Here is an 11112-nt window from a genome sequence, read left to right on the forward strand (position 1 = left end):
GGACTCATTCTAACGCCCGCCCGTGGTCGACGGCTTCTGCAAACCGGGGGCCGACAGGCGCCTAGGATTTCCAGCCTTGGCGTATGCGCGCGAGCAGCGCGTCGGTGGAGCCGTCGTGATCCACGGCGCCGACACGTTCTTCGAGCTCGCCGAGCAGCTGGCCCGCCATGGTCTTGCCCAGTTCCACGCCCCACTGGTCGAAACTGTTGATGTTCCAGACCACGCCCTGCACGAACACCTTGTGCTCGTAGGCGGCGAGCAGCGCGCCCAGAGTGCGTGCGTCCAGACGATCCATCAACAACATCGAACTCGGCCGATTACCGTCAAAGCGACGCGCGGCGAGGCGTTTCTCGAGCGCCGTGCCGGACAGGCCTTCGGCCGTCAGTTCGGCCACCAGCGCCTTGGTGTCACGCCCACGCATGAGCGCTTCGGCCTGGGCCAGACAATTGGCCACGCGCTGGCGCTCGCGCTCGTCGTCGGCGCTGCCGGCAGCCGACAGCGGCAGCACGAAATCGACATCCGCCGCGAGCACGCCCTGATGGAGCATCTGAAAGAAGGCGTGCTGGGCATTGGTGCCGACGCTGCCCCAGACGGTGGGCACGGTTTCTACCTGGGTCGGCGCACCGTCACGGGTGACCGACTTGCCGTTGGACTCCATTTCCAGCTGCTGCAGGAAAGCCGGCAGCGCGGCCAGCCGCTGTGCATAGGGCACCACCACATGCGTGGGCAGGCCGAGAAAATTGTTGTTCCAGATACCCACCAGCGCGAGCGTGGCCGGCAGGTTCTGTTCCAGCGGCGCGGTCTCGAAGTGGTTGTCCATGGCATGAGCGCCGGCGAGCATCTCCTCGAACACATCCATGCCGAGGCCGAGCGCAATGGAGATACCCACCGCCGACCAAAGAGAGAACCGCCCGCCGACCCAGTCCCAGAAGCCGAACATGCGCTCGATGCCGAACTCGCGCACCGCGTCCTTGTTGGTGGACACGGCAACGAAATGCTTGGAGATATCGGCCTCGGTTGCGCCGTTGTCGAGCAGCCACTGGCGCGCCACTTCGGCGTTGGCGAGCGTCTCGGCAGTGCCAAAGGATTTGGACGTGACGATGAACAGCGTGCGCTCGGGATCCATGCGGATCAGGATGTCGTCGAGATCGGCCGGGTCGACGTTGGCCACGAAATGACAGTGGATACGCTGGCGCAGCTGCGCCAGCGAGTCGCACACGAGCCGCGGGCCCAGATCCGAACCGCCGATACCGATATTCACCACATCGCTGATCGGCGCGCCGGTATAGCCCAGCCAGCGCCCGCGCCGTACATCGTCGACGAATTCCGCCATCGCCGCGCGTACTTCATGCACGCCGTCGTGCAGCGGCGCGTCGTTGGGCCGGCGCAGCGCGATATGCCAGGCGGCCCGGCCTTCACTGTTGTTGATCGCCTCGCCTGCGAACAGCGACCGGCGCGCATCGTGGAACCGCTGCTGCTCGGCCAGGCGGCCGAGCGCCGCCATCACCGCCGGGTCGACACGCTGCTTGGAGTAGTCGAGGGTGATGCCGGCCGCCGACAGGGTGAAGCGTTCGGCGCGCTGCGGATCGTGCGCGAACATCGAATCCACGCGCGCCCGGCCGATCTCGGCGCCGAGTACACCCAACTCACGCCACGCGGGCGTTTGTCGCAGATCATTCACCCGGATCAGTCCAGCGCCGCCGAGCGCTGCTCAGGCCGCCTGAACCGGTATCGCGTTACGCGTATGCGTGATCTCGTTATTCTCGTCGAGATACACGAGATGCGGCTTGTGGGCCTGGGCCTCGCCTTCGGCCATGCGTGCATAGGCACAGATGATCAGGCGATCACCCGGGCTGGCCTTGTGGGCCGCGGCTCCATTGACCGAGATCATTCGCGAACCCGATTCGGCCCGAATGGCGTAGGTCGAAAAACGCTCGCCGTTGGTGACGTTGTAGATCTCGATCTGCTCATAGGCAATGATGCCCGCGGCATCCAGCAGATCCGCGTCGATTGCGCAGGAGCCTTCATAGTCCACTTCGGCGTGCGTGGTGCAGGCACGGTGCAATTTGGCTTTCAAAAGCGTGATTTGCATGACATTACCGGGTTAAGAAAAAGGCGCGAAAAACGTTTAGAGAATAACCAAAAAAGACAACTCGCACCACCGGTTCAGGCTAAGTCGCCGGGACGGAGACCGCGACGTTGTCGAGCAGGCGCGCGCGGCCGATGAACGCCGCGGAGAGCACCCGGAACTGGCGCATATCCGTCTGCGGAGCCTGAAGCTCGGGACCCCGAATCTCGAAGTAATCGGGTTCGAAGCCGGCCTCGACAAGCCGCGCCCAGCCGTCGGCCTCGAGCGCATGGAAATCGCGCGCCCCGGCCTCAAGGCGTTCCCGACAATGCTCGAGCGCTGCCGCCAGCATTGGCGCGCGTCGGCGCTCGTCGGCGCCCAGATACTGATTGCGTGACGAGCGCGCCAGACCGTCGTCTTCGCGTACCGTTGGCACCCCGACGATCTCGACGCCCATGCACAGGTCTTCGACCATGCGCCGGATCACCATCAGCTGCTGAAAATCCTTCTCGCCGAAGAATGCGCAATCCGGACGCACCAGATTGAACAGCTTGGTCACGATGGTGGCCACGCCCTGAAAATGTCCGGGCCGGCGGGTACCGCAGAGCATGTCGGTCACCCCCGATACATGCACCGTGGTCGCGCTCGCACCGCCGTGCGGATACATCTGCTCGACGCTGGGTGCGAACACGGCGTGTACACCGGCCGCTTCAAGCGCCGCGCGATCGGCGTCGAACGTACGCGGGTAGCTGTCCAAGTCCTCGCCGGGAGCGAACTGGAGCGGGTTGACGAAAATACTTACGACCACGCGATCGCATTGCGCCAGCGCACGTTCGACCAGCGCCATGTGGCCGGCGTGCAGGTTGCCCATGGTCGGCACCAGACCGAGAACGCCCGTGGCGGTGCCTCGCCATACCGCCAGCGCATCGGCCGTCGTCAACAGATGCATAAAAGGAGCGCCCTATTTGAACGCGTGGGAAGGCGACGGGTAACTGCCGTCCTTCACCGCGGCGACATAGTCCGCCACCGCGTTGTCCAGGGACGCGGCGCCGTCCATGAAATTCTTCACGAAACGCGGTTTGCGCCCCGGCGACAGGCCGAGAATATCGTAGATGACCAGAATCTGGCCGTCGGTATCGGGGCCGGCGCCGATGCCGATCACCGGCACCTTCGCATTGGCGGTGATCTCCGCGCCCAGCGAGGACGGCACGCACTCGAGCAGAATCATGTCTGCACCTGCGTCCTCAAGCAGCTTTGCGTCCCGGATCATGGTCTTGGCGACATCGCCGTCGCGACCCTGGACCTTGAAACCGCCCATCTTGTGCACCAGCTGCGGCTGCAGGCCGATATGCGCACACACGGGCACGCCGCGCATGCTCAGATGCTCGATCGTGTTGGCCTGAATCTCGCCGCCCTCGAACTTGACCATCTGGGCCGCGCCCTCGCCCATCAGCCGGCGCGAGGTCTCCAGCGCGTCGTGCTTGGTCGCATAGGACAGAAACGGCAGATCCGTCATCAGAAAGGCACGACCGAGACCGGCCGCGGTGATGCGGCTGTGGTAGACCATGTCATTGACGGTCACCGGCACCGTGGTCGACGCGCCCTGCACAACCATGCCCAGCGAGTCGCCCACCAGCACCACGTCGACGCCGGCGCGGTCCTCGAGCGCGGCGAAGCTGGCGTCATAGGCGGTCAGGCAGGCGATCTTCTCGCCGTCGGCCTTCATGCGGGCCAGATCGGAAATCGTGACCGGCTGTGCGTCACGCTGCTGCAGGTGCGGATAAGGGCTGGTGTTCATGGCGCGCGACTATACCATTGCTGTGTTCAGCCATCACCAGCCGGTACATCCAGATCGATCCGGGGCGCGGTGGAGTGCAGTGCGTCGACCAGCGCCGCATAGTCGCGTTCGCTGGCCACCAGATCGCGCGCGGCCGCGTCCACCCGGATCACGCGAGTGCTGTCGAAAGCCGCGAAAAAATGCTGGTACGCGGCGACCACGCTGGCGAGATAGTCGGCGGTGAGCGCGCGTTCGGCGCGCCGGTCGCGCTGGGCGATACGCCGCATCAGCACATCCACCGGCGCATGCAGATAAATCACGCAGTCGGGCGTGGGCGCCTGCCAGGACAGGCGCGTGTAGATATCGTGATAGAGCGCAAGCTCCGGGCCGGAGAGCGTCAGCCGTGCGAACAGCGGGTCCTTGTCGAACATGAAATCGGCGACGCAACCACCGTCGAACAGGTCGGTCTGGCGCAGTTCGTCGATCTGGCGGGCGCGCTGCAGCAGAAAGAACAGCTGCGCCGGCAGAGCATGCCCTCTGGGGTTGTCATAGAAATCGCCGAGGAAGGGATTTTCCTCGGGCGCTTCCGGCAGTTCGCGCGCCCCCAGGGTCGCCGCCAGACGCGCGCAGAGCGTGCTCTTGCCGACACCGATCGGCCCCTCGATCGCGATATATGCGCCCGGCTTCATACCGCCGGCCACGGCTCGACGCCGTCACGGCCCGTGCCGGCCAGCAGATCGACCACGCGCCGGCCGGCACCCAGTTCCAGTGCCGGCGCGATGTCGGCCAGCGGTGCAAGCACGAACGCGCGCTCGTGGGCGCGCGGATGCGGCACTACCAGTTCCGGCAAGCACAGCGTCATGGCGTCGACGGCCAGGATATCCAGATCCAGCGTGCGCGGGCCCCAGCGCACGTCGCGTACACGCCCGTGAATACGCTCGATGGCCTGGGTGATGGCCAGCAGGTCAAGCGGCTGGCAGGCGGTCGCGAACGCGGCGCAGGCATTGCAGTAATCCGGTTGCCCGGGCGGGCCGCCCACTGGCGTCGTCCGATACTTGGGCGATGCGGCCAGCAGCGCCAGGTCCGCATGCGCCGCCAGACGCGAGAGCGCGGTGTCCACCTGATCGGCAGGCGACTCGAGATTACTGCCCAACCCGATCCACGCCACGCGGACAGTCGCCGGCGGGCTCATCTGCCCGCACGCCCCGGCGCTATCAATGACCGGGCCACGCGCCGGATCGCAGAGGGGCGAACCGGCATCGGCTCAGGCCGTTTCGGGGCTCTTGCGACGACGGCCACCACGGCGCTTGCGCCGATTGGTCGGCGTGCTGCCGGCACCCGAACCGGGCGTCGGCGTCGACGGATCGTCCTGGGCCTGGGTCCACCATTCGGCGAGTTCCGTGTCGACTTCGCCGGTCTGCGCTCTAAGCAGCAGGAAATCGTAGGCCGCACGAAAACGCGGATGCGCAATCAGGCGCGACGCCTGCTTGCCGCGCCGACGATGAAAGCGCGGCTGCAATTGCCATATCTCGCGCATGGGGATGGAGAAGCGTTTCGGGATGGCGACCAGCTGAACCTGGCGCCCGACCACCTGGCTCTGGGCGCTGGCCAGCGCCGGCGCCGGCGGCGTGCCCTCGCGTTCCAGCGTCGCCGCACGTTCGCGCACCGCGGGCCACAACAGGGCCGCGAAGATGAATGCCGGCGTGACCGGCTTGCCCGCATCGATGCGGGCGGCGGTATTGGCAATCGCCTGCTCGATCAACGCTTCGCTGGCCGCGCCGGTGGGCGAATCCAGCACCGCGATGGTCTGATCGAACAACGGCGTGAGCAGATCGTATTCGCGCAGCATGCGAAAGACCTTGGGCCCGGCCGGGTTCATCAGCAGTTTGAGGATCTCCTCGAACATGCGCGCGGCCGGCACGTCGGCGAGCAGCGGTACCAGCGCGTGCGGCGGCCGGGCGGGTTCATCGATTGTCAGATCGAGCTTGGCGGCGATACGTACCGCGCGGATCATGCGCACCGGGTCTTCGCGGTACCGCACGCCGGCGTCGCCGATCAGGCGCAGCCGACCGGCAGCAACGTCGTCCATGCCGCCGACATAGTCGTAGACGCAGTCGTCGGCGATATCGTAATAAAGCGCGTTGATGGCGAAATCCCGGCGCCGGGCATCCTCGGCGATGGAGCCGAACACGTTGTCGCGCAACACCCGGCCGGCATCGTCGAGTTCGCGTGTGTCGGCATCCGGCTCCGATGCGCCCGGGTCGGCGCGGAACGTGGATACTTCCACGATTTCCCGGCCGAAGCGTACGTGGGCGATACGAAACCGCCGCCCGATCAGCCGTGCCTTGCGGCCAAAGACCCCGACCACCGCTTCCGGCTCGGCGTCGGTCGCCACATCGAAATCCTTGGGTACCACGCCCAGCAGCAGGTCGCGTACGGCTCCGCCGACCAGGCAGGCGCGGTAGCCGGCATCATGCAGGCCTTCCAGCGTCTGCAGCGCGGCCGCACTGATCTGATCACGCACGATGCCGTGTTCGTGCGGCTCGATGACGCGTAGTTCGTTAATGGTTTCGCCCCGATTGATTGAAATGTCGATGTATCGCTCTCGTGTTCATGCACCGGCTGCCTACAGACAGAACCGGGCCCGACAGATACGACTGGCGCGTTGCGCCGCAGCGGCGCCGGGTCAGCCTGTTGCGAAAACAGCCAACGCGGGTGGCGCCGGCTGCAGACAATCCGTCTTTACCAGCCAGTTTACAACGGATGGCGGCCGCGCTGCGCTGCGGCTGCTAAGCTCCGGCTTCTGAATTGCCTGCAATCCCCCCATGAAACACAGCGAATACGTTGCCTGCGATGCGCTGGGCCTTGCCGAACTGATCGCCGCGAAAGACATCACCCCGGCCGAGGCACTGGCGGCGGCGCGCGCACGATACCAGGCCGTCGACCCCGCCCTGAACGCGGTGATACGACGCATGGACGCGGTCGCCGATGCCGCCGCCGAGCAGGACGCGCCACCCTCGCCGGACGCGCCCTTCAGCGGGGTACCTTTCCTGATCAAGGATCTGTTTCAGGACTACGCCGGCGAGCCGAGCAGCTACGGCAACAAAGCGCTGCGCGACGCGAAGTTCACGCCGGCACGCCACGCCGAGGTCACCCGGCGCTTCATTGCCAGCGGCGTGACCATCTTCGGCAAGACCAACACGCCGGAGTTCGGCATCAAGGGCGTCACCGAGCCCGAGGCCTTCGGCGCGACCCGCAACCCCTGGAATCGCGAGCATACCCCCGGTGGCTCGTCCGGCGGCTCGGCGGCGGCGGTGGCTGCCGGCATCGTGCCGATGGCCGGGGCCAACGATGGCGGCGGCTCGATACGCATCCCCGCGGCCTGCTGCGGCCTGTTCGGCCTCAAGCCCGGACGGGCCCGGGTGCCCGGCGGCCCCGAACGCAGCGACCTGATGCACGGCGCGTCGGTCGATCACGTGCTGACGCGCTCGGTGCGTGACAGCGCGGCAATGCTCGATTGCATCGCCGGCTATGAACCCGGCGCGATCGCGCGTCTGGCCTCGCCGCCGACCTCTTATCTCGAGGCCATCGCCACCCCGCCCGGCACACTGCGTATCGGCGTGCTCGCCGACTCGCCGCTGGATATTCCTCTGCATCCCGAAGCCAGGGCAGCGGTCGAACGCACCGGGCAACTGCTGGAATCACTCGGTCATCGCGTCGAATACGCCGCGCCCGCGATCGACGGCCTGCAACTGGCCCAGGACTTTCTGTCGATGTGGTTCGTCTATGCCGCCCACGCCATCGATACGGTGCGTGCGGAAACCGGCGCGGGTGTCGATGCCTTCGAACTCGACACGCGCGCGATCGCCCACGTCGGGCGCGCGCTCGGCGCCACCGAGTACCTGAGTGCGTTCAACCGCTGGCAGGACTATCGCCACGCTCTGGCCGTGTTCCATGCCGATTACGATTTCCTGCTCACGCCGACACTGGCCGGGCCGCCGCCGCGCATCGGCGAAACCGCGACGCCGGCCTGGCAGCGCAGGCTGTTGCGCCCGTTGCTGCGCGTACCGGCATCGGGCCGCGCGCTGATCAAATCCGGAATCGTCGAGCAGCTCGCGCGCGAAAACCTCAAGCACGTGCCCTTCACCCAGCTCGCCAACCTCACCGGCACACCGGCAATGTCGGTGCCGCTGCACATGACCGACGCCGGGCTGCCGCTGGGCAGTCAGCTGGTCGGCGCGCCGGGCAGCGAGGCCGACTTGCTGCAACTGGCGGCACAGCTGGAGAATGCGGCGCCCTGGTTCGATCGCTTGCCCGATCTCTAGCTGGAACGCCCGATGCCACTCTCGCCTTATCCCGCCGGCCTGCTTCGTCGACTGGCCGCCTCGGTCTATGACCTGTTCCTGCTGGTCGGGCTCTGGCTCATTTCCGGCATGCTGCTGCTGCCGTTTCACCAGGGTCAGGCGGTCGACGGTCACAGCCCCTGGGTGCGGCTGTACTTCCTGTTCATCCCCTATCTGTTCTTTTCCTGGTTCTGGATGCACGGCGGCCAGACCCTGGGCATGAAGGCGTGGCGGATCCGGCTGCGCGCGACCGACGGCGGTCCGGTGCAGTGGTATCAGGCGGTGCTGCGCTACGCGGCCGCGTGGGTGTCGTGGCTGTCGATCGTGGGCATGCTGTGGTGTCTTTTCGACGGCCAGCGACGCTGCCTGCAGGATATCGTCAGCAACACCGAAGTGGTCGCCGAACCCAAGGACGATTGAGGCGTTCCCGACGCGCCCGCCTGGCCGTCAGCTGAGTCGCCGCATCCAGGCACCGGTGACCACCGCGAGCAACACGGTCGGCAGGCTCGCTGCCAGCCACGGCGGCACGCCGTAGACCGGGCCCGTCGATGCCACGATCTCGTTGACAAGGAAGAACACCAGCCCGATCAGACCGCCGATGAACAGCCGCTGGCCGGCGCTGGCGCTGCGCAGCGAGCCGAACGCGAACGGCAGCGCGAACACCACCAGCACCCACACCGTGAACGGATTGATGACGTTGCGCCAGAACGCCAGCTGATAGTCGTCGGCGTTGATCTCGTTGGCCTGCAGATAGTCGATATAACGCCACAGCCCGAGCGTGGACAGTTCGCTGGGCTCGGTGACCGCCAGATCGAGAACCTTGGGGTCGATATCGACATCCAGCGAGAGCGTGTCCGGCGTGCCGGTCTCGGTGCTGTCGGTCTTGATGGTGGTGAATGCCGGCTTCTCGATCACCAGCTTCCGATCGTGCAGCACGGCGCGATCCGCGACCACGGTACGCTCGAGACGTCCATCGGCGGACATCTGATAGACATCGAGTCCGTCGATGCGCCCGCCCGGCAGGGTGCCGTCGATGCGCACCACGGTGTTGCCCTGGCGCAGCCACAGGCCGTCGTCGATGGAATCGGCAACGTGCCCGTGTACCGCCTTGTCGCGCAGCGCGTCACCCGTGCGCACCCCGGCCGGGCCCAGGTATTCGCCCACCCCGACGGCGAGCAGCGCGAGCACGATACCGGCAATCGATACCGACCCGGCCAGCCGGGCCATGGAAACCCCGGAGGCCCGCACCACCACCAGTTCGCTACCGGCAGCCAGCGCGCCCAGCGCCAGCAGTGCACCCAGCAGGGCAATCACCGGCAGCACCAGATACAGATGACTGGGCATGCGCAGCAGCGTGTAGGCGATGACCTGAACGAAGCCGTAGCTGCCCTCACCGATGCTGTCGACTTCACCGATGAACACCGACAATGCCGCGAGCGCACCCACGACCAGGGCCACCATCGCGGTGGCCGCGAGTATCGTGCGGCTGATATAGCGATCGATCAGATTCATGACGCAGCTCCGGCCGAGGCCCGTCGGCGCACGAATACGCCCTGCTCGCGCATCACCAGAACCACGGCCAGTGCCAGCACCAGCGCATGCACCCACCACACGCCGATGACCCCCGGAATCGTGCCGTTCTCGACCGCTACCCCGGCCAGATGAACCGCGTTGACATAGATGACATAGAACAGAATGCCGACGATCACCCGGCCGTAGCGGCCCGAGCGCGGCGGTACGCGTCCGATCGGCAGTGCCAGCAGTGTCAGAATCAGGATCGAGATCGGCACCGACAGACGGGTCTGCCATTCGGTGATCGCTTCGGGGTCATCGCTGGCGATCAGGGTGGCGAAACTCTGGGCATCGACCTTGAGTGCGGAGGCGTCCCGTGCGGGTGCCAGTTGCACGCCGTGTTCGGCGAACTTCACCACGCGATAGTCGGCGTGCCCCGGAACGCCTTCGTAGCGCCAGCCGTCGTCGAGCACGAGCGTGACCCGGCCACTGTCCGGATCGGTCTGGGTGCGCGCCCGGTCGGCGGTTACCACCGTCTGCGTGGATTGGCCCTCGCGGTCGTTGTGCACCACGCGGATGAACACGTCGCGCAGTTCGTCATCGCTGTCACGTCTGGCGGCGTAGAACGCAGCGTCGCCGTCGAGAAACGTGGTGAAACGGCCGGGGGCGACACTGTCCAGCACCGCGGTCGCGCCCGCCGCGCCGAGTTGCTGCATCTCGCGTTCCGCCTTGGGCGCGAAAAAGATGGATGAGGTGCCGGCAATGACGGCGACCACGATGCCGAGCACGAAAAACGGCCGATAGACGGTACGCAAACTGGCCCCGCTGGCCAGCAGCGCAGCCATTTCATTGTCACGACACAACCGACCCAGCGTGAGCAGGACCGCAAGCAGCACCGACACCGGCATCACGATTTCCAAGTTTCCGATCGCCCCGAAGACCGCGAGCGCGAGCACCGTGTCAACCGGCAACTCGCCGGCGGCCGCGTCCGCTATGAAGCGCGCAAAACCCAGGCCAAGCGTCAGAAATAAAAGCACACCGGCAACCACGAGCCACGTACGCGCCACCTCCGCAAATAGATAACGGAAAATGACTTTAGGCATGGTCACGCGGGTTTCGGGCAGTGTCTGGAGAATTCATTTATACGGCTTCGTGACTCAAAGGGGATGATTTTTTCCGATTTTTGGGTAAACTGCGCGACCTCGACAGAAAACCGGAAAGCGCGATGACGGTATCGATTCCCGTCAAACACGGAAACCACGCGCGCGCTTCACTGTCATAACAGTCAGTCTTGCAGGAGCACCTCATGGAATATCTCGTCAAAAGTGGCAGCCCGGAAAAGCAGCGTGTCGGCTGCGTGGTGGTGGGTATCTTCGATCGCCGCAAGCCTTCAACGCAAGCCGAAGCGCTCG

11 protein-coding genes are annotated in these 11112 nt (G+C 65.9%); 2 read left to right on the plus strand and 9 right to left on the minus strand.

What is annotated here, in order from left to right:
* Positions 1-61 precede the first annotated feature (61 nt).
* From pgi to pcnB, 7 genes are all read right to left on the minus strand, one after another.
* On the minus strand, positions 62-1681 hold the full coding sequence (gene pgi / locus ACFOSU_RS14435) for a glucose-6-phosphate isomerase (protein WP_380690633.1): 1620 nt from the start codon (positions 1679-1681) through the stop codon (positions 62-64).
* A gap of 30 nt (positions 1682-1711) precedes the next feature.
* Positions 1712-2092: an aspartate 1-decarboxylase gene (panD, locus tag ACFOSU_RS14440; RefSeq protein ID WP_380690634.1), complete on the minus strand. Its 381-nt coding sequence runs from the start codon at positions 2090-2092 to the stop codon at positions 1712-1714.
* A gap of 79 nt (positions 2093-2171) precedes the next feature.
* Positions 2172-3017 carry a pantoate--beta-alanine ligase gene (gene panC, locus ACFOSU_RS14445; RefSeq protein WP_380690635.1) on the minus strand — a complete coding sequence of 282 codons (846 nt, stop codon included), beginning with the start codon at positions 3015-3017 and terminating at the stop codon, positions 2172-2174.
* Between the two features lie 12 nt (positions 3018-3029).
* Entirely contained in the window at positions 3030-3866 is an 837-nt protein-coding gene (gene panB, locus ACFOSU_RS14450) for a 3-methyl-2-oxobutanoate hydroxymethyltransferase (RefSeq protein ID WP_380690636.1), read from the minus strand.
* A 26-nt stretch (positions 3867-3892) separates the two neighbouring features.
* Positions 3893-4546, minus strand: a complete 654-nt coding sequence (locus ACFOSU_RS14455; RefSeq protein WP_380690637.1) for a deoxynucleoside kinase — start codon at positions 4544-4546, stop codon at positions 3893-3895.
* Positions 4531-5037 carry a 2-amino-4-hydroxy-6-hydroxymethyldihydropteridine diphosphokinase gene (folK, locus tag ACFOSU_RS14460; protein WP_380690638.1) on the minus strand — a complete coding sequence of 169 codons (507 nt, stop codon included), beginning with the start codon at positions 5035-5037 and terminating at the stop codon, positions 4531-4533. Before folK ends, ACFOSU_RS14455 begins: the two co-directional genes overlap by 16 nt.
* A 72-nt stretch (positions 5038-5109) precedes the next feature.
* A complete protein-coding gene (gene pcnB, locus ACFOSU_RS14465; RefSeq protein ID WP_380690652.1) occupies positions 5110-6441 on the minus strand; it encodes a polynucleotide adenylyltransferase PcnB in 1332 nt (443 codons plus the stop codon).
* A 229-nt stretch (positions 6442-6670) separates the two neighbouring features.
* Here pcnB and ACFOSU_RS14470 point away from each other — a divergent pair, with 229 nt between their 5' ends.
* Together ACFOSU_RS14470 and ACFOSU_RS14475 are read left to right on the plus strand one after the other, a co-directional pair.
* On the plus strand, positions 6671-8170 hold the full coding sequence (locus ACFOSU_RS14470; RefSeq protein WP_380690639.1) for an amidase: 1500 nt from the start codon (positions 6671-6673) through the stop codon (positions 8168-8170).
* 12 nt (positions 8171-8182) lie between these two features.
* Positions 8183-8608 (plus strand): RDD family protein, encoded by a 426-nt coding sequence (locus ACFOSU_RS14475; protein WP_380690640.1) that lies wholly within the window; start codon positions 8183-8185, stop codon positions 8606-8608.
* Positions 8609-8635: 27 nt separating this feature from the next.
* On the opposite strand, the gene lptG is transcribed toward ACFOSU_RS14475, so the two are convergent.
* On the minus strand, positions 8636-9700 hold the full coding sequence (gene lptG, locus ACFOSU_RS14480) for an LPS export ABC transporter permease LptG (RefSeq protein ID WP_380690641.1): 1065 nt from the start codon (positions 9698-9700) through the stop codon (positions 8636-8638).
* Positions 9697-10803 carry an LPS export ABC transporter permease LptF gene (gene lptF, locus ACFOSU_RS14485; protein WP_380690642.1) on the minus strand — a complete coding sequence of 369 codons (1107 nt, stop codon included), beginning with the start codon at positions 10801-10803 and terminating at the stop codon, positions 9697-9699. Before lptF ends, lptG begins: the two co-directional genes overlap by 4 nt.
* Positions 10804-11112: the final 309 nt, after the last annotated feature.

The organism is Salinisphaera aquimarina (assembly GCF_042643355.1).
Taxonomy (GTDB): domain Bacteria; phylum Pseudomonadota; class Gammaproteobacteria; order Nevskiales; family Salinisphaeraceae; genus Salinisphaera; species Salinisphaera aquimarina.